Annotated in this window: 26 protein-coding genes; 13 read left to right on the top strand and 13 right to left on the bottom strand. The window is 62.9% G+C overall.

The window, feature by feature from the left end:
• The coding region (locus ASU23_RS13640) for an aldehyde dehydrogenase family protein (RefSeq protein ID WP_156423160.1) at positions 1-718 on the top strand (718 nt) is incomplete at its 5' end.
• Between the two features lie 3 nt (positions 719-721).
• Entirely contained in the window at positions 722-1,165 is a 444-nt protein-coding gene (locus ASU23_RS13635; RefSeq protein ID WP_003943564.1) for an SRPBCC family protein, read from the top strand.
• Between the two features lie 61 nt (positions 1,166-1,226).
• Here ASU23_RS13635 and ASU23_RS13630 read toward each other — a convergent pair whose 3' ends face one another.
• Positions 1,227-2,183, bottom strand: coding sequence for a proline dehydrogenase family protein (locus ASU23_RS13630; protein ID WP_054827482.1), 957 nt, complete (start codon positions 2,181-2,183; stop codon positions 1,227-1,229).
• Positions 2,184-2,298: 115 nt separating this feature from the next.
• Between ASU23_RS13630 and ASU23_RS34895 the strand changes: the two genes are divergently transcribed.
• The gene (locus ASU23_RS34895) at positions 2,299-2,727 is read left to right on the top strand and encodes a hypothetical protein (RefSeq protein ID WP_241064889.1); all 429 of its coding nucleotides are present in this window, start codon (positions 2,299-2,301) and stop codon (positions 2,725-2,727) included.
• Between the two features lie 9 nt (positions 2,728-2,736).
• Here the strand turns inward: ASU23_RS34895 and ASU23_RS13615 are convergent, their stop codons facing one another.
• From ASU23_RS13615 to ASU23_RS13600, 4 genes are all read right to left on the bottom strand, one after another.
• Positions 2,737-3,552: a siderophore-interacting protein gene (locus ASU23_RS13615; protein WP_058038103.1), complete on the bottom strand. Its 816-nt coding sequence runs from the start codon at positions 3,550-3,552 to the stop codon at positions 2,737-2,739.
• A gap of 144 nt (positions 3,553-3,696) precedes the next feature.
• Positions 3,697-4,935: an HNH endonuclease signature motif containing protein gene (locus ASU23_RS13610; RefSeq protein WP_058038102.1), complete on the bottom strand. Its 1,239-nt coding sequence runs from the start codon at positions 4,933-4,935 to the stop codon at positions 3,697-3,699.
• 92 nt (positions 4,936-5,027) lie between these two features.
• Positions 5,028-5,645, bottom strand: a complete 618-nt coding sequence (locus tag ASU23_RS13605; RefSeq protein ID WP_058038101.1) for a response regulator transcription factor — start codon at positions 5,643-5,645, stop codon at positions 5,028-5,030.
• A complete protein-coding gene (locus ASU23_RS13600; protein ID WP_058038100.1) occupies positions 5,642-6,844 on the bottom strand; it encodes a sensor histidine kinase in 1,203 nt (400 codons plus the stop codon). The genes ASU23_RS13605 and ASU23_RS13600 overlap by 4 nt, the downstream gene beginning before the upstream one ends.
• 114 nt (positions 6,845-6,958) lie before the next feature.
• Here ASU23_RS13600 and ASU23_RS13595 point away from each other — a divergent pair, with 114 nt between their 5' ends.
• The 3 genes from ASU23_RS13595 to ASU23_RS13585 all read left to right on the top strand — a co-directional run bounded on the left by ASU23_RS13595 (position 6,959) and on the right by ASU23_RS13585 (position 9,294).
• Positions 6,959-8,005, top strand: coding sequence for an ABC transporter permease (locus tag ASU23_RS13595; RefSeq protein ID WP_039973533.1), 1,047 nt, complete (start codon positions 6,959-6,961; stop codon positions 8,003-8,005).
• Positions 8,002-8,742 (top strand): ABC transporter ATP-binding protein, encoded by a 741-nt coding sequence (locus tag ASU23_RS13590; protein WP_003943539.1) that lies wholly within the window; start codon positions 8,002-8,004, stop codon positions 8,740-8,742. Before ASU23_RS13595 ends, ASU23_RS13590 begins: the two co-directional genes overlap by 4 nt.
• Positions 8,743-8,853: 111 nt before the next feature.
• Positions 8,854-9,294: a PAS domain S-box protein gene (locus tag ASU23_RS13585; RefSeq protein ID WP_003943598.1), complete on the top strand. Its 441-nt coding sequence runs from the start codon at positions 8,854-8,856 to the stop codon at positions 9,292-9,294.
• Positions 9,295-9,300: 6 nt separating this feature from the next.
• Here the strand turns inward: ASU23_RS13585 and ASU23_RS13580 are convergent, their stop codons facing one another.
• Positions 9,301-9,927 carry a TetR/AcrR family transcriptional regulator gene (locus ASU23_RS13580; RefSeq protein WP_003943606.1) on the bottom strand — a complete coding sequence of 209 codons (627 nt, stop codon included), beginning with the start codon at positions 9,925-9,927 and terminating at the stop codon, positions 9,301-9,303.
• 51 nt (positions 9,928-9,978) lie between these two features.
• Here ASU23_RS13580 and ASU23_RS34890 point away from each other — a divergent pair, with 51 nt between their 5' ends.
• Both ASU23_RS34890 and ASU23_RS34885 read left to right on the top strand, forming a co-directional pair.
• Positions 9,979-10,422 carry a hypothetical protein gene (locus tag ASU23_RS34890; protein WP_253741340.1) on the top strand — a complete coding sequence of 148 codons (444 nt, stop codon included), beginning with the start codon at positions 9,979-9,981 and terminating at the stop codon, positions 10,420-10,422.
• A 66-nt stretch (positions 10,423-10,488) separates the two neighbouring features.
• Positions 10,489-10,950 (top strand): hypothetical protein, encoded by a 462-nt coding sequence (locus ASU23_RS34885; protein WP_253741338.1) that lies wholly within the window; start codon positions 10,489-10,491, stop codon positions 10,948-10,950.
• On the opposite strand, the gene ASU23_RS13570 is transcribed toward ASU23_RS34885, so the two are convergent.
• The 5 genes from ASU23_RS13570 to ASU23_RS13550 all read right to left on the bottom strand — a co-directional run bounded on the left by ASU23_RS13570 (position 10,897) and on the right by ASU23_RS13550 (position 16,041).
• On the bottom strand, positions 10,897-12,189 hold the full coding sequence (locus ASU23_RS13570; protein ID WP_058038099.1) for a YcaO-like family protein: 1,293 nt from the start codon (positions 12,187-12,189) through the stop codon (positions 10,897-10,899). The two genes, ASU23_RS34885 and ASU23_RS13570, sit on opposite strands and share 54 nt — an antisense overlap.
• Positions 12,186-13,526 carry a YcaO-like family protein gene (locus tag ASU23_RS13565; RefSeq protein WP_058038098.1) on the bottom strand — a complete coding sequence of 447 codons (1,341 nt, stop codon included), beginning with the start codon at positions 13,524-13,526 and terminating at the stop codon, positions 12,186-12,188. The genes ASU23_RS13570 and ASU23_RS13565 overlap by 4 nt, the downstream gene beginning before the upstream one ends.
• Positions 13,519-14,949 (bottom strand): CocE/NonD family hydrolase, encoded by a 1,431-nt coding sequence (locus ASU23_RS13560; RefSeq protein ID WP_058038097.1) that lies wholly within the window; start codon positions 14,947-14,949, stop codon positions 13,519-13,521. Before ASU23_RS13560 ends, ASU23_RS13565 begins: the two co-directional genes overlap by 8 nt.
• Positions 14,946-15,758 (bottom strand): hypothetical protein, encoded by an 813-nt coding sequence (locus ASU23_RS13555; RefSeq protein WP_058038096.1) that lies wholly within the window; start codon positions 15,756-15,758, stop codon positions 14,946-14,948. Before ASU23_RS13555 ends, ASU23_RS13560 begins: the two co-directional genes overlap by 4 nt.
• 94 nt (positions 15,759-15,852) lie before the next feature.
• Positions 15,853-16,041, bottom strand: a complete 189-nt coding sequence (locus ASU23_RS13550; RefSeq protein ID WP_003943543.1) for a streptamidine-related RiPP repeat protein — start codon at positions 16,039-16,041, stop codon at positions 15,853-15,855.
• 92 nt (positions 16,042-16,133) lie between these two features.
• On the opposite strand from ASU23_RS13550, the gene ASU23_RS13545 reads away from it, so the two are divergent.
• From ASU23_RS13545 to ASU23_RS13525, 5 genes are all read left to right on the top strand, one after another.
• On the top strand, positions 16,134-17,393 hold the full coding sequence (locus ASU23_RS13545) for an MFS transporter (RefSeq protein WP_042920631.1): 1,260 nt from the start codon (positions 16,134-16,136) through the stop codon (positions 17,391-17,393).
• Between the two features lie 84 nt (positions 17,394-17,477).
• Positions 17,478-18,545 (top strand): iron ABC transporter permease, encoded by a 1,068-nt coding sequence (locus ASU23_RS13540; RefSeq protein WP_058038095.1) that lies wholly within the window; start codon positions 17,478-17,480, stop codon positions 18,543-18,545.
• Entirely contained in the window at positions 18,542-19,336 is a 795-nt protein-coding gene (locus ASU23_RS13535; RefSeq protein ID WP_042453274.1) for an ABC transporter ATP-binding protein, read from the top strand. Before ASU23_RS13540 ends, ASU23_RS13535 begins: the two co-directional genes overlap by 4 nt.
• On the top strand, positions 19,333-20,313 hold the full coding sequence (locus tag ASU23_RS13530) for an ABC transporter substrate-binding protein (protein WP_058038094.1): 981 nt from the start codon (positions 19,333-19,335) through the stop codon (positions 20,311-20,313). The genes ASU23_RS13535 and ASU23_RS13530 overlap by 4 nt, the downstream gene beginning before the upstream one ends.
• Positions 20,310-20,993 (top strand): SagB family peptide dehydrogenase, encoded by a 684-nt coding sequence (locus tag ASU23_RS13525; RefSeq protein ID WP_042920627.1) that lies wholly within the window; start codon positions 20,310-20,312, stop codon positions 20,991-20,993. The genes ASU23_RS13530 and ASU23_RS13525 overlap by 4 nt, the downstream gene beginning before the upstream one ends.
• A gap of 1 nt (position 20,994) precedes the next feature.
• Here the strand turns inward: ASU23_RS13525 and ASU23_RS13520 are convergent, their stop codons facing one another.
• Both ASU23_RS13520 and ASU23_RS13515 read right to left on the bottom strand, forming a co-directional pair.
• On the bottom strand, positions 20,995-21,279 hold the full coding sequence (locus ASU23_RS13520; RefSeq protein WP_007735909.1) for an SHOCT domain-containing protein: 285 nt from the start codon (positions 21,277-21,279) through the stop codon (positions 20,995-20,997).
• Positions 21,276-21,728: a DUF6325 family protein gene (locus ASU23_RS13515; RefSeq protein ID WP_007735911.1), complete on the bottom strand. Its 453-nt coding sequence runs from the start codon at positions 21,726-21,728 to the stop codon at positions 21,276-21,278. Before ASU23_RS13515 ends, ASU23_RS13520 begins: the two co-directional genes overlap by 4 nt.
• Between the last annotated feature and the right edge of the window lie 2 nt (positions 21,729-21,730).

Below are 21,730 nucleotides of genomic sequence, written 5' to 3'. Positions count from 1 at the left end.
GTGCTTCTCCAACTCCGGTCAGCTGTGCATCTCCATCGAGCGCATCTACGTCGAAGAGTCCATCGCACCCGAGTTCATCCGTATGTTCGGTGACCGCGTCAAGAAGATGAACCTCGCCGCCGGATACGAATTCGGAATCGAGATGGGCAGCCTCGTCTCCGAGGCGCAGGTCAAGGCAATCTCCGCTCATGTCGACGACGCAGTGGTCAAGGGCGCCACCGTCATTGCCGGTGGCAAGGCTCGGCCGGACATCGGACCGCTGTTCTACGAGCCCACCCTGCTCACCGGGGTTCCCGAAGACGCCGAGTGCTACCGCGACGAGACCTTCGGGCCGCTCGTCTCGATCTACCCCGTCAAGGACGTCGAAGAGGCCATCGCTGCGGCCAACGACACCGAGTACGGCCTCAACGCCAGTGTGTGGGCTGGAAGCAAGGCTGCCGGTGAAGCCATCGCAGCGCGCATCCACGCCGGCACCGTCAACGTCGACGAGGGTTACGCACCGACCTGGGGCAGCACCGCAGCACCGATGGGCGGTATGGGTGTCTCGGGCGTCGGTCGTCGTCACGGCGCGGAGGGTCTGATCAAGTACACCGAACCGCAGACCGTTGCCACCACTCGCGTCATGAATCTCGGTGGACCGCGCGGACTTCCGGCCAAGGTGTGGGCAAAGCTCATGCCTCACGCCATCAAGATCATGTCCTGGGTTCCGGGCCGGTAACGGGTGGAAACCGCCAGCGCGTACATCGAGGCAACGCCGGTATCGGTGTGGAAGGTTGTCAGCGACATCGAAGGTATGGGTCGCTTCAGTCCTGAAAATACCGGTGGAACATGGACTTCCGGAACTCCGGGCACTGTGGGTGCAAAGTTCAAGGGCACCAACAAGCATGGTCTGATTCGGTGGAGCACGCACTGCACGGTGGTCGACGTGGTCGACTGCCGGAGGTTCTCCTTCGAATCGGACGAGCCGAAAGCGCGGTGGACCTTTGTGCTCGAGCCTTCGGGAACGGGCACTGTGCTTACCGAGACTCGTGAGATCTATGCGACGCCTGCGCTTTACGTGCGCATGATGTCGGGTAGCGGCCTACTCGGTCGGGGTCGAGATCAGCTGATGCAGACCGGAATGGAAACCACCCTGGCGCGCATCAAGGCGTTTCTGGAGAGCTAGAAACTGACACAAGTGGGGCTGCACTCGATTCGAGTGCGGTCCCACTTCTGTTGTTGGAGATCTAGTTTGCAGTGCTGATGAGCGCAGCGTCGATGAGCGCGGTGTAGACACGCTCCGGTTCTTCGGCGATGCGATTGAGTACGTACAGCCACCACTGTGTTCCGAAGATGACGTATTCGCGTGTGGTGAAGCCCGCTCCTCGGAGTGCGTCCAGTTGCTCGGTGCCGAGGCCGAGCAGCATCTCGAACTCGACGTGCTCGCCTCTGAGCTTCGAATCATGTTCGGCACGTAGTGCTTCGAGGATGTCGCGGTCATGTGTCGCGATGGAGACCTGGTGACCCGAGTCGACGATTCGGGCTGCGTAGTCGAGATACGCGCTGCGCAGTTCGGCACTACCGCGTGGGTAGGCGACGGACTCGGCTTCGAGGAAGGCGCCCTTCACGAGACGGATGCGGCCGGGTCGGTCCAGCAGAGCGGCGAGATCCTTTGCCGTGCGGTGCAGTCGGGCCTGAACGGTGATCCCCACATGAGTGAAGCGCTCGGCCAGTCGCGCGTGCATGTCGAGGACCAGGTCGGTGCGGTCGGACGCTTCGGCAGAGATGATCAGCTCGGCACCGGCGCGTTCCGTGGTCTCGGCCAGGCGCACGACATTGCGAAAGCACTGCTCCGGATCGATGACCAAGCCGATGTGCGAGAGGTCGAACGACACGGTGCTGTCGACGCCCGACGTTCCGATCCGTTCCGCCAATTCCACGAACACATCGGTTTCGGCGTTCGCGAGTTCGGGATCCCGGACGCTTTCTCCGGTGTATTCGATGCTCGCCTTGTGTCCTCGCGCGAAGATCGAGGGGAGTCGGTCGAAAGCGTCGTCGATGGTTTCGCCGCCGATGTAGCGAGCGGCGACTTTCCGTGCGAGTGCTGCCGTCGCGGCGTCCGCCATGGTGCGTTCTTTCAGGGATTCGTCGAGTGCGAGGCGGCGTAGGACGTCCGCGGCCTGGGCTTGTAGATCCGTGTTCACGGCTTCAGCGTATCCGGACGAGGGTGCGGGAATTATTCTACGAACCCTTGCGTTCGATCTATTGTCGATATATCGTCGATACGTCAGACAAACACAGACAGTCCAGGAGGACAACATGTACGCCCCACACAACAACCCAGAAATGCAAGAACGTCGCGAGCATGGCCGCCGAGGCCCGCATCGTGGACACGGCTTCCGTCGAGGATTCGAGGGCGAGCGCCCCGAGGGTCGCTTCGAAGACCGAGCAGAAGGACGCCCCGAAGGCCGACGCGGTCGGCCCGACCAGCGCGGATTCGGTCGACCTGACCAGCGCGGACACGGTCGGCCGGGTTTCGGTGAAGCCGGCGCAGCGCTCCGTCCCGCGATGGGCCTACTCCGAGGTGCCGCTGTCGCGGTAGCCGCAGGTGGGACCGCTGAGCAGGTAGCCAAGGCCGAGGCAATTCTCGCCGAGGCACGCCGAGCACTGTTCGAGATGCTGGCGGAAAAGTCGGCTGACGCGCAGCAGGCTCACACAGAATCTACCGACACGCTGCCGGCAGAGTGATCACGGCGCTCAGGCGCCGACGGTGACTTCCTCGCTGTTCATGCCGGAAACGTGGCCGTCGGCGCCCTCTCGCCAGTACCCGACAACATTGTGCTTGTCGCGAGCAATTCCTCGAACTTCCCTCAGATGCTTACGAATACGACGGCTGGTTGCGCTTTCGCACGCCACCCACGCGTAGACGTCGGCCGTTTCGGATTCGGGAAACTCGACCTTCTCCACAGCTTCGAACAGCGCGCTCGGCGCCTTTCCGAGGCCACTCCCCACGAGCCACGTGTACGTGACGTCGCCGCGAGTGACAAATTCCTGTCGATCCTCTTCGGTTTCGACCTCGATGATCGCCTGTGCGACATCGCCCTTTCGAAGTTCTTCGACAATCCTGCCCAGTCCGGGGAGACCCGTGGCGTCTGCGACCAGCAGCTGCCAGCGAGGACCCGCCGGTGCTTGGTAGTGGGACCGCGAACTGTCCGACCAGAAGACGCCTAGTAGGTGACCTGGTTCGGCCCGCAGGGCCCAATCCGCTGCAATACCGCCAGGGTGCACGACGAAGTCGATGTCCAGACGTCGGCCGCCGTCGTGCACCTTGCGCACGGTGTAGTGCCGCCACGGTGGCTCGGTTCCGAGATCGGCCTTGCCGTAGTCGGGATTGTTGAAGTAGTCGTAATCTGCTTCTGTTTCACCGGGTTTCGGGAACGCGATGTCGATGCGCTCGTCGCCTTGTCCGCCGGTCGGCCAGTGCCAGTCGCCTTCTGCCTCGATGCTGATTCGCCGCATGTGCGGGGTCAGGGACGTGACGGTGACAACGCGGGCGGGTTCGCAGAAAGACATGCCTCGACCCTATTGGTCCTGCGTGTCGAAGTGGAGACAGATGCTGTCGCAAGACGGACATCGAGCGCAGCTGAAAACGCCAGCGTATGCCCCGGGGCATGATTCTTCCCCGGTGCACACGCTGGCCTTTTCAGTTATGTCGGTTCACGCCGCTGTCGGTGGGCTGTTCCCGCCGATCGGCTGCTGATACGGATCCACCGACATCGGCGGATAGAACACCGATTTCCGATCCGGCCCGATCTCCACCCGCCACTCCGTGTGGTGCATCGTCCGATGATGATGACCGCACAACAAGATCAGATTGTCGAGATCTGTTGGGCCACCATCGTTCCAGTGAACAATATGATGGGCATCGCACCACCCCGACGGCGTCCCGCACCCCGGAAACGCACACCCGCCATCCCGAACCGCCAACGCCCGCCGCTGCGGCACCGTCGCCGTTCGCACTTCCTTACCGCAGTCGAGCGGAACACCATTCTCATCCAACAAAATCCGCGTGACCGTGCAATCGCAGGCCAACATCCGCGCAGTGTCGATACTGATCGGGCCCACCCAATCCGTCCACGCGAAACCCACTTCCTGAGTCGACGGCAACATATCCTTCAAGGCTTTGAGGTTGGTCATGTCTTTCGCCGACGCAGTCACCGTGATGTGCGGTTTCACCCCGCCCTCGATCGGACCCAACCCCGCCCGCTCGTACCGCCGCAGTAGTTCGCAGAACCCGTCCGCCCGCCGCAGCGCCGGAGTACGGGTGTCCTTCACGCCGTCCTTCTCCGGTATCGGCGCAGACAGGCTCGACAACAACGTGATCAGACGCGCCCCGTTCACCGCATCCAAATCACCCTTCACGGTCACCCGCCCGTACAAGCCTTTCGAGGCGTAGAACTCGTTACGCTCCGAATCCTCACCCACCGGAACGCCGTCCTCACGCTTGCCGTACTGCTTCTCGATCCGCCGGATCGCCGCCCGCACCGCATCACAATCAGCAATATTCTGCGACGCCAGGCCAAGCAGGATCCCGCGAGCCTTGTCCACATCCGCCAGGGTCATGTTCTTCGGCGGATGCTGACAAAACGACGCCACCTGCCGCGCCTTCAACGCATCCACGTCACCACGATGAAACGCATCCGCGACAACAGGTTCGAGCATCAACAACCGCGCCAACCCGACCAGCAGACTGCACTCATCGATCTCCAGATTCGTCGAACCATGCAACCACTGCGCGATCGCCCGAAAACCCTTCCCGCCGAGAACGTCCCGGGAAAACATCTCCACGATCAGCAACACCAACCGCGACTGCAACTCGTGCCGGACACGCACCAGATCGAGAACCTCACTCTTGAGGCCCTCGCCATCCAGCTGCCACGCATCCCGACTGTCCATACTCAAAGTCTAATCGAACAAAGTTTCGAACACAATAGAATTGTGAGCGAAAATTGCTGCTGTCCAGCTACTTTCGACAATTCGGGCAAATGTCAGATCGAACCCAGCTCCCGCGCACGAGCTACCGCCGACGTCCGCGACTTCACTCCCAACTTGCCGAAGATGTGAACCAGGTGCGACTTGACCGTGGTCTCACTCAGGAACAGTTCTTTGCCGATCTCTCGGTTGGAGCGACCCGCCGCCACCAACTTCAGAACTTCGATTTCCCTTGGACTGAGGCTGGTTTCGGGTTTGCGTACCCGAGTCATGAGCTTCGACGCGATGGCGGGGGAGAGAACGCTGTCCCCGCTCGCAGCGGCGCGGACGGCTGACAGCAACTCGACCGGTGGTGTGTCCTTGAGTAGGTACCCGCTGGCCCCGGCCTCGACAGCGCTCAAGATATCTGCATCCGTGTCGTAGTTGGTCACGACGAGTACGTGCGGCGGATTCGGCAGCGCGCACACCGCGCGGGTGGCGTCGACGCCCGTCTTCCCGGGGCCGAATCGCAGGTCCATGAGCACGAGGTCGACCGGCGTGGTGGCGCAGAAGGCTATGGCTTCCTCGGCGGTGCCCGCTTCGCCGACTACCTCGACGTCGGCTTCGCTTTCGAGCAGCGCTCGTAACCCGGCGCGCACGATCGCGTGATCGTCGGCGAGCAGCAGGCGGATCACGGTTCGCCGACTTCGAGAGGAAACGTCACTGCGACGGCCGTGTGTCCCGGCTCGGACTCGATGGAGAAAGTCCCGCCCTGCAGTTCGACGCGTCGGCGAATTGCATTGAGGCCGAAAGATTCCGCCGGGCCACGTTCGAGAACTGCCACGTCGAAACCGCGACCGTTGTCGACCACGTCGAGGCTGACGGTGTCATCGGAATAGGTCAGTGTCACAGCCATTCTGGTTGCATCCGCATGGCGGAGAACATTGGACACCGCGCCCTGAGCGATGCGTACCAATGTTGCTTCGAGGGGCATCGGCAGCCGCACTGCCTCGCCTTCGACCACGGAGCGCGCTTCCAGTTCAGGACTGCTCGTGCGTTCGCAGATTCGACGAAGCGCGTCGGCGAGCGACTGACCGTCCAAGGCCGCGGGCGTCAATTCGGCTATGAGTTGGCGGGTTTCGGCAAGACTGTCCGCGGCAGTTTCCCGTGCGAGGCTGATCTGACGGATGGCCGGGCTGTCCGGATCGGCGCGTTCGGCAGCGTGAAGGAGCATCTGGATGCTCGAAAGTCCCTGGGCCACGGTGTCGTGAATCTCGGCGGCGAGTCTTTCACGTTCCGCGAATTTTCCGGCATCGCGAGACGTCGACGCCAATTCTTCACGGGTGTTCATCAACTCGTCGATGAGACGACCGCGCTCGGCTGCCTCGCGGTACAGCGCTTGATATCCGAGGCCGATTGCAACCGCTACGGCAGCGCCGATGATCGGGCCGACGGCGCCGGCAATCGTCCATCCACGATGCAGGCCGGTGCCGACCACGGCGACAGCCGTTGCCGCGGTGACGGCGAGAAGACTCCAGGGGCGTCGCAGAATATGGAGATAGAGGAAGAAGAGTCCGAACGCGAGGTAGGCGGCGTCGGCGGATACCGCCATCGTCGCGATCCAGACGAGGGTCAGCACGGCCAGCCACCAGCGGGCAGCGTTGCCGCGCAGCCTTTTGGCGACCCCGAAAAGATAGACGGCAACAAAGATCACGGCCAACGCGATGATTGTTGCGGTCAGGTCGGATTCGTCGATCAGCGCTCGAAGAAACACCACACCGGCCAGCGCCATGACAAGGACATGCAGGCCCAATTGTAGGCCGGCGAAGACAGGCGTGAGCGGAGATCGGTGCATCTCGCCCAGCTTAGCGAGGTTCGGGCCTGGTTCATCCATCAAAAGTTGTAAACCGGGATGGTTCTTTCGAGCGCTGGAATGTCGATCCGAGGTGCGATGGAAAGAGTCTGCATCCGCGAGAGCGTAGAGGCAAGCACAGGAAAGGAATTCACAGTGTTTGTCGCAATGAGGGACTTACGGGCAGCGCGAGGTCGTTTCGCGCTGATCTCCGTCGTGGTTCTGTTGGTTGCACTTCTGGTCAGTTTTCTCAGCGGGTTGACTGCAGGACTTCGCCATCAGAACGTGTCGGCCATCGAGGCCATGAATGCCGACACGGTGGTGTTCGCCGACACCGGAGCCGGGGCGTCGTTCGACGAGTCGGCGCTCACGCAGGACCAGGTCAACGCTTGGACCTCCACGTCGAAGGACGTCGATCCCATCGGAATCGGTCGCGGGAAAGCGGGATTGGCCGACGGAAATCAGAAGTCGGTGGCCCTGTTCGGCGCTGATGGCGGTTTCGGTGACGTGACGCCGTCGGCGTCAGGCACGGTGGTGTTGAGCGAAGGTGCCGCCCGCGATCTGGGGGCGGGCGCCGGCGATCAGGTGAGTGTCGGTACGCAGCAGTTCACCGTCAGCGCCGTTCGCGGTGACGACTGGTACAGCCATTCGCCCGTCGTCTGGATGACGCTCGACGACTGGCAGGCGGCCAATCCACGCGGCGGAGTTGCGACAGTACTGGCTGTCACCGGAGCCTCCGACGCTTCCGCAACGGACAAGGCGGCTGCGACGACGTCGACGACGGTCAGCGGTTCGCTCGACGCGATCGGTTCGTACAAGTCGGAGAACGGGTCGTTGACGTTGATGACGCTCATGTTGTTCGCGATCTCAGCCCTGGTGATCGGTGCGTTCTTCACGGTGTGGACGATCCAGCGAACTCCGGACATCGCGACGCTGAAAGCGCTCGGTGCGACTACCGGTTCGCTGGTGCGCGACGCACTGGGTCAGGCGCTCATCGTTCTGATTGCCGGTGTCACCGTCGGAATCGGGCTGACGGCCGTGGCCGGATCGCTGATCGGTGACGCCATGCCGTTTGTCCTGGACGCATCCACCACCGTCGTACCTGCCGTGGCATTGATCGGGCTCGGTCTGCTCGGCGCGGCCTTTGCACTTCGATTCCTCTCGACCACCGATCCACTCACAGCATTGGGGAGCGCACGATGACCATGACAACCGGCACCACAGTTCTCGACATCCAGAACGTCGATCTGACGTTTCCCGATGGGCAATCGCGGGTGACGGCGCTGGACGACGTGTCTCTGCGACTGCACCGCGGCGAGATCGCCGCGATCACCGGGCCCTCGGGTTCGGGCAAGTCCAGCCTGTTGGCGGTGGCGTCGACGCTGATCCGTCCGGATTCCGGGCACGTCTATCTCCGGACGCCGGAAGGCAGCACCGACATCGCTGCGCTGAGTCGGCGGGCGGCGTCGGAGCTGCGACGCTCGTCGATCGGCATCGTCTTCCAACAGTCGAACCTCGTGTCTTCGCTGACTGCACTGGAGCAGCTCGAGGTGATGGCGCATCTGGGGCAGTCCGTGTTCACGTCACGGGCCCGTCGCAAGGCCGTGAAATCAAAAGCGATGGATTTGCTGGACGCTGTCGGGCTCGCGGATCAGAGCGGAAAACGGCCGTCCCAGCTGTCGGGCGGGCAGCGACAGCGCGTCAATCTCGCGCGAGCATTGATGAACGATCCGCAGCTTCTCGTGGTCGACGAGCCCACGAGTGCGCTCGATCAGGAGCGCGGTGCCGCTGTCATGGATCTGATCATCGGCGTGGTGCGGGAACGCGAGGCGGCAACCCTTCTCGTGACACACGACCGAAGTCACCTGTCTCGGATGGATACTGTCTATCGTGTTGTTGACGGTTCCTTGGCGGAGGATCAGGAGGCGCTCGCGGCGTGACTCAGGCGGGCACGATTCGGGCATTCGTCACTGCATCCGGGCGGGAAGTCAACCCGCGATTTGCTGGGCAGTTAGACTGTTGTCGACTCGGGCAACTTGAGAGGACGTGTTATGGAACGCCGCCGCAACGTTGCGCAGCCGCCACAATCGCCGATTGCGGATCTGGAGCAGATGCCTGCCCTGATTCTCCTCGACAGGCTTCCGGTGCCGGTCATGGCCGTTCACCGCGACGGCAGCATCGTTTTTGCCAATCCGTCCTTCGCTGACATGCTGGGATATCCCAAGAAGGCCGTCTCGGCGTTGCGTTTGCAGGACATCCTCTACGACAAGGATGCCGACGACGTCAGTGCAGAGCAGGCCCATCGTGAACTGAGTTCCGAGCCGGGCTCGGTCAAGGAGTTCGTGCACTCCGACTCCACGTTGGTGCGCGCGACGGTCAGCCAGTCGCTGCTCCGACGGGACGACGACACGATCACCCTGGCCGTCCTCCACGATCTGACGGAGCGCCTGTGGAACAACCCACGGCACATCGACGACAAGCCCACCAAGTAATCCCAGCTACTTCCGGGATTTGACGGTTCGGTCCAGGCCGAGGGTGGCGGCAAGGGTGTTGACCACCCATTCTTCGTACTGTTGGCCGGTCCAACCCGCGCCGACCACGAGGTCTGTATAGGTCTCGGGACTGAGCAGCGTGAGTGCGACGTTCACGGCTGTTTCGAGGTCGACGGTTGGCGCTTTTTCGACGATGCCGACCATCAGATGTTCCTGCACCGTGCGTCTCTGAGTGCGGTTGATTTGCCACAGACGGGCGGCGTCCTCGTCGGCGGAAGCGGCGGCCCGCAGTGCCAGCAGGATGTCTGCGGTGCGTTCCAGAATGAGCCGTCCGTGGTGAACCTGAATCCGGAGTTGTCCGAGTGGATGTGGGGCGCCGAGTGCTGCCGCCACCCACGGACGGTCGAGAGTTGCCGTCTTTTCCTCGTCGCCCGCAACGGCCACGTCGAGTAGTGCTGACAGCACGCTCGGCTTGTTGCCGAACACGAAATAGACACTCTGCACCGACACGCCCGCCGCCGCGGCAAGCTGCTTGATCGTGGCGGCCGCGTAGCCGGGATCGACAAAAACCTCACGCGCTGCCTCGATGATCTTGCGCCGCGCCGACGTGTCTTCCCGAAGAACCTCAGTCATGATTAGAGTTTAACTCTAGAGTCGAACTCTAGCGACTCGGGAGGCGAAATAATGACAAAGGTTCTTGTACTCGGTGGCTACGGTGCCGTCGGGATTCCCCTGATGAAACAACTCGCGAAGGTCCCCGAAATCTCCGCGTACTCCGCCGGCCGTGATCCTGCCCGCGCGGACGTCGTCGTTGATCTTAAAGAACCAGGCGCGTATTCGACTGTGGTTCGAGACTTCGATGTGGTGGTGAATGCGTCGGGTCTCGAGGACGTTGGCCTGGCAGACGAAGCGGTACGCGGTGGGGCGGCATTCGTCGACATCACGGCGACCTCGAGCTACTGCGAAGAATTGGAAGCGGTCGACGGACCCGTTCTGATGGGCGTCGGGTTGGCGCCGGGATTGACCAGTGTCCTTGCAACCGAGGCGCATCGACTCGGCGACGGACCCGTGGACATCCTGATCGGCCTCGGCGGTGGAGAACTACACGGGCCGGCCGCAACGGCGTGAACGTACGGGATGTTGGGCACGAGGTTTCCTGATCCCGACGGACGATCGGTCCGCAACTACACCGGGATGAAGACGTTTCGAATACCGCCCGATGTGACCGGCTACCGCACCGGTCCTGCTGTGCGGGCCGACTTTTCGGACCAGCATGCGTTGACGCGAGACCTCGGTGTTCCGGTCAGGACGTACCTGCGATTGGACACGTCCACCGCGACGCTCGGACTTGCGGCCATGACGTGGGCACCCGCGCTACAGAAGGTCGTGCCGAAGAAGCTGTGGGGCTCGGATCGTTGGGTAGCGATGGCCCGAGCGGATACCGGCCCGGCGCTGTGGGTTTCGGGGCGTAGCCAGTCGGTCGCGACGGCAGCTATCGCCGCGCGCGCCGTGCAGGTGATTCGGGATGCCGCGATCTCGAAGCCGACGTGGTTCCACGCGGTGGAAACCACCGAGTCGTTGCAAGCGGCGGTTCCCGAACTGTCAGTGCGGCAATGGGATGGTGCGAGCCGATCGTCCGGCAAGACTGTCCACTAGTCGGGGCGAGCCGAGAAACGGCAATCCGGCGGCCGCATTGGTGAGACAACCGGGTACGACGACGCGGACGACGTGCAGGCCGGCGTGGAGAACATCAGTTGTGGTGAGATCGACCCATGCCGGCCGGAAACCGGCTGCCGTCAGAGCGCTTTCGGTGCCGGCGGCTGATGTCAGAGAGTCGAGTCCCACCTCGCCGACGACGGCACCGACCAGCTCACTCTCGAATCGTGCTTGGATCTCCGGGTCCAGGTGAAGTTGCAAGTGGCATCCGTAGTCCATCACGTCGGCAAAATCCGATCGGTAGGCGCCTGCATAGCTTCGGTCAGCTCGCCAAGGCGCAAGCGGACTGGTCGGGGAGGCCGCGGCTCGACCGATGCCGCTCTGCGGGTTGTCGTAGTCGGCGGAAAGCAGCTGCAGCTGAAGCGCTTCGCCGAGTGACTTGAACGCAGCGGTCTGGGCGTCTTCGTGGCAGGCGGTACCGATGGTCGAGTATCCGGTGAGTCCGTCGTGGATGAGGGCGCCGAGCACCGGGATCCCGAAATCGCTGTCGAATGACAACCACCTGGTCGAGAGGGTGCCGTGATTCCCCAGTCGCCGAAGCACCTCGGGAATGCCGGTGACGACCCGAACACCACGCCGCCCGGTCCAGGACAGCGTCATCGCGTCTCGTTCGACTATCTCGCGCAAGGCATTGTCGATTGCGAACTTCACCGAGGGTCCGGCGGCGAGACCCGCCTGAGCTACCGGAGAGATCGCCGGACCCGTCCGGGCGACGAAATGAGGATACGAACCCCAGACGAGTTCGGCCGGTACCCAGATATCCGAACCCGTGATCAGGTCGGCTCCGCGAGTCCAGTCCATCTCCAGATCGTCGGTTGGTTCGACGAACGGGAACTGTGGCCGCGCGCACTGGGCGGCGTCGAAACGCGCGAGTTGTGACAGGTCGATGCTTGCTCCGATCAAGGCATCGGCCGACCCGCGGACGATCGGTTTGGCGACGATGTTGCCGCAATATCGTTCCACCGCTTCGCCTATCGCAGCTGCGGTAGGCCGCGCACGGTCACCCAGATCGAAGCAATATCCGGCGCCGGCCGAGTCACTGGACCAGGGTGAAAAGCGTGCTGAATCACTGACATACGAGTGAATCAGCTTGAACTCGGGCGGAAAGTGCTGGGGAACAACGGCGTCGACCAGCTCTCGAATGATCCCAGTTCGGCGGTCGACGAGCGAAGATGTCATGCGAGGGGGACCGGCAGATGCAGATGGGTGGTCGATGCGCTGGTCAATCTGCTACCTCCAAGAAGGGGAAAGGCTGCCGGGGCGTTGTTGTACAGGCCCGGAGTCAGGATGCGGACGACGTGCAACCCGGCAATCGAGATGTCGCCGGTGGTGAGATCGACGGAAATCGGCTGGTGTCCCCGTGACATCAGAAGCGCTACGAGAGAAGCCAGATCCAACGGCGCTTCGTCGGGAATCTCTGATACCGAGAGTGTTTCGGTGTAGTCGAAGAGATGTTCCTCTGCGGCCAGGGCCATCACGGGATCGAGATAAAGTTGGGCAACGGTCGGCAGATCGACGACATCTTTCCATTGCGGATCGAACTCGTCCCGGTAACGACGGTCGGCCCGAAAGGGTTTGTACAGGTGCGCCGGCAGCGTTCCGTCCGCCACGCTGCGCCAGGTCGGCCCGTCGGGGTCGGCGAGGTCGATCGTGATGGCAAGTACCGCGTACGCCTCGACCAGTGCCTTCGAGACGGCCGCCTCCATCGTCGGTCGACAAGCTGTGCCCAGCGCGACCAATCCACGTCGGTCATCGCGGATCCACACTGCGGCGACGGGAATGCCGAAGGGGGAGGGAAGCAGCAGCACTCGAACGCTCCGGGTCTGGCTCTCCAGATCCCCGAGTTGGCGGTGCGCAGGCAACCGCTCCCAGTCGGAAAGCTCGATCGCCGGCTGTGACCGGTCCCCGCACCACCACAGCGCGGTGGCATCGCGTTCGAGAAGTTCCAGCAGAGCTGACATCTCGGCCTCGTCGCGTGAGCGTCCCGCTGCGATTCCGGCGTACTGCAACGACGCGATCGGTGGCTCGCAGCGACGGGTGCCTGTGTAGTACCCGAGATAAGTCAGGGCCGCAGGCACGTAGGTGGGCACCTTTTCGTCCATGGTATGACCCAATGCCCAGCGAATGTTCAGATCAGAGGTGAAGGGAACAAAGGGGAATCCGGGAAGGCGGTACTGATCCTCGCTGTACAACGCAAATTCAGCGGGATCGACGACCCGTGAGCCGGCCAGTTCCAGCGCTGATGCACTGCTGCGGACCAGATCCTCGGGGACCACGTTGCCGCAATATCTTTCGACGGCCTCACCGGTCGCCGCCCCGCGAGCTGCTGCATCGTCGCGTATCGAAGCCCCGAATCCGTAAGGGTCCGCGCGAAACAGTGAACCGCTGCCGCCGAAGTTTCTGGTGTCGGCCACCCTCGCGGCCCAACCGACCCAGCCTGTCGGCATGTCCGAGCGAATGTGTGGTTCCAGTGAGGTCAGCACGCCGCTCCGGGCGTCGACCAGCAAGTCATCCACCGGCAGTTCCTCCGAGTATTGGCAGGGTCAACGACCCGGAAAATGATTGGTGCAGTGCGGTACTGCGTGTTCCTCGATAGCGATCACCGTCTCCGAGATTGCGTGCGAGTCGTGGGAAGTCCGAGCCGGCGATCCGCAGCGTCAAGACATCACCCGCGCGCACAGTGTGCAACACGGGATCCAGATCGATGGTCACCATCGTCGGCTGCAGGCTGACACCCGCGCCCCGTGCGATCGATCTGGTAACTCCAGCGGGATCGACGACGCTCAGTTCGGCGATCCAATCGGCTTCGCCCTCGGGTGAATACACTTTCAGCTCCACCGATGGTGTTCCGGAGAGTACGGAGTCGTGCTTGATATCGAAAGTCAAGACAACACAGTTGTTTCGGTCCCGTGAGGCGTCATACAGGAAGCTGTAGGCCGCATCCTTCCGATCTGGTTCGAGATGAACGCGATTCGCACCCGTGACAAACGGTTCGGTCGACCATTCGCCGACACCCCGGTCGAATACCCGATTGATGGTCAGGGGCCGCGCAGCGAATACCGATTCCATCCACTCGACCTGAAGGCGGCCGAAACTTGTCTCGCCGACCATTCCAGGGCGGAGGTCATGTGCCCAGGGACCCACGATCAAACTTTGTGGCCCGTGCCCCACGGATGCAAAGTGCCGAAGCGTCTCCCGGATCATCGCATCGTCCCAACCGCCGACGTGCAGTCCGGCGACATCGAGCTCGGACAGTTCGTCCGCGGAGACGAGATCGTCGCTGCCGTACGGTTCGCGTTCACGAGCCCGGCTGATCGGCGTCCTCCAACCTGGTGAATCGGAGGTCAGACCGACTTTCTCGATCATCGACTGCACCGGGAGATGTTCCAGCAATGACGAATCCGAGCGCATCAGGGCAGGGATGAAACCCTCACGAGAGGAAGACGAATCTCCGTGCTCGCCCCACCACGCCAGATGCTCGGCGAGGAGAAGTATCCCCGAGGGATCACGTTTGACGCGGTCGCTTCCGATGGTCGGCACCTTGGAGACGACGCCGTCTACACGAAATGACCGATCGGCGCTGTTGGTCTCGGCAGCAAATGCCCAGGCGGTTCCGGCCGCATACGAAGCCCCGCTCGCGATGACGCACTCCGGTGTCCACGGCTGATCCTGCAGCCACTCGGCCAGGGAGGCGCTGTCCTCGCGCTCGTGGACGTACGGTTCCCAAGAGCCGGTGGAATCGTGCCGTCCGCGTACGTCCTGCGAGATGAATGCAATTCCTCGTGATCGCCATTCGATCCCCTCCGCCAGATGCCATCCACGCCCGTACGGGGTGCGGATCACGATCAGTCCCCGCGGTGAAGAATCCGGTGGGAGAAGCACATCCGTAGCCAACGAAGAACCGTCTGCTGCCGGGATCTTCACGCCGAGTGAGATCACCGGAGCGTCGGCGCGGGTTCGAGAACGCCGCCGGGCAGTGGTAGCACGGGATGGCGAGTCATCATGAGGGTTCGCGGATTCATCCGGATCTGGTGGTGAAGGTGTGATGGCGGTGCGCCATGCACACCAGCCACGACGTCCGAACATGCAAGCGCACTGGCCATTGCGGCTGCGGTGGGTGAAAGTTCGAGCGGGCGAAGTTCGCTGCCGGCGAGGTGATTCCACAGTGCCTGCAGATGATCCGGGACGCGCGACGCAGCAAGCCGTCGACCGCAGACGTCCCGGTAGCTTGCGCTGTCGATGCCGTCGAAGAAGGGACCGATGCAGATCTCACCCAGCTCCGCGTGGACGCGTTGCCACGGAGTTCGGCTGTGGCGGCACCAGGTATCGAGTTCCGACCACTCGTCGTGAGGAGGAGCGCCGGCAACCGACAGTACGAGGTCCGACGACGCAACGTCGTGTTCGATTGGCGCAGTAGTGGATACGACCTCGAGATGCGGAAGAGCCTTGGAGAGCAGGGCGATGCAAGCATCGGCAACGGGCCCGATCCCGTCCATCAGCACACGCTGTGGGCGCGGAATCTCCGGCGCTTGACCTGGAACAGCCAGCACGCCGCGAGAGACGAGGGCGTCGGCGATCTCGATAGCTCCCGGGCCGAGCACCGAACCAGAGCGCCTGAGAAAGTTGTCGAGTTCCGCGAGGTCTTCGGCCGGCGCGCCGATCGTGACTGCGTTCTCGTCCGGTGTCAGGTAATGCCAAGTGCCGTCCGGGGTCGGATACAGCTGGTGTCCGTCGGCGAGGGCGTACACGGATCTCCTTGTCGGTGCCCGCACCCGACGAGTCGGATGCGGGCGGGGTCATCGGCAGATCAGACTGTCGAAACAGTCTGGATCAGGGGAGGTTTCAGCTCTGGAAGCTGAACGGGTTGTCGACGAGGGCGTTGGTGCCCACACCCTGCAGGGCGTGTGCGGACGTTGCCTCGGCAACCGGCTCGAAGGTAAACGGGTTGTCGACGAGAGCGTTGGTGCCGACGCCCTGGAGTGCATTGGCCGGAGCCGAGTTGGAGACGCTGTCGAACGAAATGTTGCTCATTGTCATCCCTTCCGTAATGGAAACCATTTCCATTACGATGCCACCGTACGAAAGATCGCCACGGAGAGCAACAGGTACAAGAGAGTGCATACATGAGCGAGACCCCGACGACGGGATCCGTCGAAGCGCAACCACATGTCTTTCGGGACAGATCGTTTCGATTGTTCTTCACGGCTCGTACGATTGCCGTAGCCGGTGCGGCGGTCACCGGAGTGGCCATGCCGATCCTGGTGTTCGACATCAGCCGGTCTCCGTTTCTCACCTCGCTCGCGGCTGCGGGGACGGTTCTGCCGTATCTCGTGTTCGGCTTGTTCGCCGGCGCCGTGGCAGACCGAGTCAACCGGCGGACGGTCATCCTGTGTGCGCAGGCCGTAGCTGCACTTGCTTTGGCGAGTATTCCGGCGGCGCAGGCACTCGGCGTATTGACGGCGTGGCATGCCGTCGGCGTATCGATGTGCATCGGAACGTGTTTCGTGTGGTTCGACGCCGCTGCTTTCGGAGCGCTGCCTGCTCTGGTCGGTCGGCAGAGGATACCGGCGGCCAACAGCGCGCTGTGGACGTCCAGCACGCTGATCGATGTTGTCTTTCCGGCGATAGCCGGCGTGCTTGTGGCCTCGATCGGCCCGGCCTACGCATTGGGTGCTGATGCACTGGCTTACGTACTGGCCGGGCTGGCCATGGCCTCGATCGGAGCCTCGTTTTCGATTACTCCTGCGGCGCCGAAGAAGTCGGGAACCGGAATTGCGCGTGACATACGCGAGGGCCTCAGCTTCCTCTGGCGGTCGCCGCTTCTGCGAGCCTTGACCGGCGTCGGCTTCGTCAATTCCCTGACGCAGGGTGCGGTTACGGCGCTCCTGGTGGTGTACGCATCCGAGAGGCTTGGGATTTCGACGTCGAGTCCGATGATCGGCGCCGTGTGGACGGCCGTCTCCGTGGGTGGAGTGGTCGGGGCGCTCGTGCTTCCACGCCTACCGGCGCAGTGGCCGGTCGGGGCGATCACTGTCGGGGCGCTGACCATCGCCCCGGTGGTGCTGTTCGTCGTTGCGACAACCGGCAACACCGGCGCCGCGATCACGGCGCTCGTCGTCTACTCCGGCTGTGCGACCGTCACCATCCTCAATGGCATCGGTGCACGTCAGCGCCTGACTCCGGATCGTCTGCAGGGGCGCGTGAACACCACGGCGAGGATGGTCGCCTGGGGTGGTTCGCCGGTCGGCGCCTTGATTGCCGGGGCAATCGCAGGACGCTGGGACATCGGCACCGCCTACCTCGTTGCGTGCATCTTTGCGCTGGTCGGGGCGCTCTTCGCGTGGGCGAGCGCGCTGCGGACCGACCCTTATCCGCACAAATGAGCATGTGACTATTAATGAAAACGACTGTCGTTATGGTTAGATCCAACTGTTCATGACTGCGAACCCCACCGACTCAGGAGTGCGATGACGCTGACCAGCGAGGCAGCACCACGAGTGCCGTCGCGTCCACATCCCGTCGGCGAGCGCGGGTACGTCCCGTTTCTGTTGGCCACGGCGGTTGTGCTTGTCGCGGTCTCCACCGTCGCGGTGTGGTCGGGTGCCGCGTCGGTGTCCTTTGCCGACGTGTTCGCGGTGTTGTACGCACACGTCGGCGGTCCGCCGGTCGACCCGTTGCTCGATCGGATCGTGTGGGGATTGCGGGTACCGCGCATTCTGATTGCGGCATTGGCGGGCGCCGGATTGTCGTTGGCCGGCGCCGTGCTGCAAGCGTTGGTGCGCAACCCGATTGCCGATCCGTACATTCTGGGCGTGGGTTCCGGAGCATCCTTCGGTGCAGTACTGATCATGACGACCGGCATCGGAACCAGCCTGTCGATCGGTGTTCCGGTGGCAGCCTTCCTGGGGGCCATGGTCTCCCTGATCGCGGTTCTCGTACTGGGTCGGCGAGAGGGAATGCTCGTCCCGCTGCGCATGGTCCTGGCCGGAGTTGCCATCGGCTATCTGCTCTCGGCTGCAACAAGTTTTGTGCAGTTGCGCGCCGATCCGAGTCAGCTTTCGGGAGTGCTCTTCTGGTTGCTGGGCTCGGTGAGCGGGGCCAGTTGGTCGGATCTCGGTGTGCCCGCCGCGGTGATCACCGTCTGTGCGGCAATTCTGTTGACACAATCGCGCCAACTCAACGCGTTGGCCATGGGAGACGAGAGTGCGCAATCGGTCGGCGTGGACGTGCGCCGTACCAGGTTGCTACTACTGGTGATCGCGTCGTTGCTGACCGCGGTTGTCGTATCCGTCGCCGGGGGAATCGGTTTCGTGGGGCTGCTCGTGCCGCACGCCGTACGACTTCTGGTCGGTTCCGATCACGGCAAGCTGCTCCCCGCGACCGCGTTGGTTGGTGCCACCTTCCTGGTGATCGTCGATCTTGCGGCTCGGATGTTGGATGCGCCCAACGAATTACCACTCGGGATCATCACCGCCGGATTGGGTGCACCGTTCTTCCTCTGGTTGCTTCGACGGGACGGCGGTGCGCAGTCATGAGATTGTCGGCCAGCGGAATTCACGTCGTTCGGGGCGGACGCCTCGTGGTTTCGGGTGTAGACCTCGAAGCGCCCGAGGGAAGCGTGGTCGGACTCGTCGGACCGAACGGCAGTGGAAAGTCCTCCCTCCTGCGCGCGTTGTATCGCTCGATGAAGCCTCGAAGCGGAATCGTGAAGGTGGACGAGGTGAATGTTTGGGACGATCTCTCGCCTCGATCGGCGGCACGCATCATCGGTGTTGTGGGGCAGGAGCATTCATCCGATTTCTCGTTCAGTGTCCGCGAGGTGGTTGCAACGGGTCGGACGCCGCATCACAGCGCGTTCTCTCGACTCGGCGAGATCGACCGAGACATCGTCAGCGCCGCACTGGTGCGAACCGGCATGCAGGGCTTTGGATCACGTCTCTTCGCCGAACTGTCCGGCGGAGAAAAACAGCGTGTGATGTTGGCCCGGGCGATCGCTCAACAACCGTCGGTGCTGGTCCTGGACGAGCCCACCAACCACCTCGACATCCGTGCTCAACTCGAATTGATGGAATTGGTCGCCGAACTCGGTACCACGACGATTGTCGCGATCCATGAACTCGCCTTGGCTGCAGCGTATTGCGACTACGTCTGTCTGCTCTCCGGCGGGGTAGTTGTCGCGACAGGACCAACGGCCGAGGTCCTCACCGAGGACCTGCTGTCCGAAGTATTCGGGGTTCAGGTGCATCTCGGCACTCATCCGTTGACCGGGCGCCCCCTGCTCTCGTTCGCCCCTCCGCTCCTACACACGAAAGAAGCAGTGTCTTGAAATCCTCGATACGTACTGCCGCGCTGTTGTGCTCGGCCGTTACCGCCACTGCAGTACTGACCGCATGCGGAAACTCCACGGCGGATTCGGCGGCGTCGTCGTCCGAGAAGATCACCGTCACCAATTGTGATCGCGAGGTCACGGTGCCCAAGACGGCGGAGCGGATTGTCTCGCTGTATCCGTCGATGACGGAACTTCTCATTCAGCTCGGCGCCGCCGACCGCATTGTCGGACAATCGAATACCGACCTCTCTCCTCCCAGCCCCGAACTCGCTGATCAGTTCGCGGCCGTGCCGGTACTGAGCACCGGAGTTCCCGCGAAAGAAGCATTGCTCGACGCCCGTCCGGATCTGATCGTCTCCGACGGGGAATACTGGTTCGACGGTGACCGATTGCAGACCATGGACGAATTGCGTGACCTCGGCATCCCGATCTTCGTGAACAGCGGCTACTGCCACAAGGCCGTCACCGAGGGGCGGATCGACGACGTCTGGTCCGACCTCGACGGTCTCGGCACCTTGACCGGAACTAGTGACGCGGCAGCAACCCTCCTGGCCGACGGCAAGAAGTCCCTCGCAGCAACCGAGGCATCTGTCGCCGGGCAGGAGCCGGTTCCCACTGTGATGGTTCAGGTTTCGGAGGGACAGTCCTATGCTCTGGCCAGGGGCCTCTACAGCAGTGTGCTCGAGGCCGCCGGGGGAAGCAATCTTTTCGAGAACGACCTTCCCGACGGAAAGTACTTCGGCCAGGTAGCCACGGAATCGGTGCTCGCGAAGTCGCCGAAGGCTGTCCTCGTCGTCTACTCCACCGAGTCGGCTCGGGAATCCACCCTGGATGCTGCGCGGACGGCATTTGCCGGAACCCCCGCCGCGGCGTCGAATGCGATCTTTGCCGTTCCGGAGGCGTGGTTCGCCGGCGAGTTGGTCTCGATCGACGGGGCCGGCGAGGTGTCTCGCCTGCTGCACCCGGGTTCGTGACCGCACTCGAGCGAATCGAGGCCGTCGTATCGCTGCATGCAGTGTTGGACCGGACGGTGAGTCCGTCGGAGCTACCGTTCGACGAGCACGCACTGCCGCCGGTGACGTGTGAATCCGTGGAACTGCCGGCCGCGACGCCACTGCCGGCCTGCGGGTTCGCGGACGTCTTGCAGGCACGACGGAGCCGCTACGACCCCGCACAGACGGTACTCCGAGCAGGCGAGCTGTCAAACGTGTTGCACCACAGCCTTGTCAGCAGCCCGACGGCGGGCGGGATGCGCGAACTGACGCTGTCGTTTGTTCTCAGCCGACCCGGAGACGAGCTCGGAGCCGGGGTATACCGATATGCCCGAGGCCGTGCCGAAGCTGTCCGGCCAGGCGACGTGCGAGAGCACCTTCGAGCGAGCCTGCTCCAACCCGAGTTCGTCGACGTGTTCCCGGTTCTTCTGTTTGTGGTCGCCGACGTCGAAGCTCCGCTCGAGAAGTACGCGATGCGGCACTACCGCACGATGCACGTGGATGCCGGTGTGCTGGTTCAGAATCTGTACCTCGTGACCGAGGCGATGGGACTTGCGGGCTGCGCCATCGCAGGATTCACGGATGCGCGAGTGGCATCTCTGTTGAATCTCGCGACGACGCAGCTTCCCGTCATGGCTTTTGCACTCGGGAGGCGCAGCTAGGTCAGGCGAGAATACGTGCCTTCTGGGTCTCGAACTCGGCCTCGGTCAATACTCCCGCATTCTTGAGTTCGCCCAGCTTGGTGAGCTGTTCGAGCTTCAAGTCCATCGATGCTGCCGGAGCTGCCTGCGGTGGCAGGGGTGGTAGATCGGGAATCGGAGGCACCGGCTGGGCCTGCGCTGCGCGAGCCTGATCTTCGGCGGCCCAACGGGTCCGCTGACGGCGCTGAACATTGCCGTGAATGGAGCTTGCGACGGCTACCCGGCCGGCTCGCCTCAAGAAACTCATGCGTCCTTCTCCGTATTGCCTGGTGCGGTGTTGTCGAGTGCGGTGGCAAGTTCGTCCAAGCTCAGGTGACCTTCGGTGACAATCTTTGCGCCGCTGCGTGTCCACGCGTCGATCACCGGCAGTATGGCCAGTTCCTCGTAAACGAGCACGGCGGCAACACTACCGGTGGCCAACTCGTCACCAACGGCGGCGATGTCGCCGGCGTCGAGCAGTCCGGAGGCTGCGCCGTCGAACTGCGCCAGATCGAAATCTGCGAGTTCGAAGGTCGATGCCGGTACGACGGCCACTGATCCATCGGCGGCTTTGGTGACGAACTCGAGGTCGAGGATGCGGATCACGCCGGAGTCGACGAGAGTGAGCAGCTGCTCGAATCCTGCGGAGGTCGGTGCACCGCCGGGAAACTCGACGGCAACGTATTCGATCGGACCGAATTGGTCTTGGTTGGACATCG

It is taken from the genome of Rhodococcus sp. KB6 (assembly GCF_001445685.1).
GTDB lineage: Bacteria > Actinomycetota > Actinomycetes > Mycobacteriales > Mycobacteriaceae > Rhodococcus_F > Rhodococcus_F qingshengii.
The sequence above is the reverse complement of the archived record's forward strand: the minus strand, read 5'-3'. Positions and strand labels throughout refer to the sequence as shown.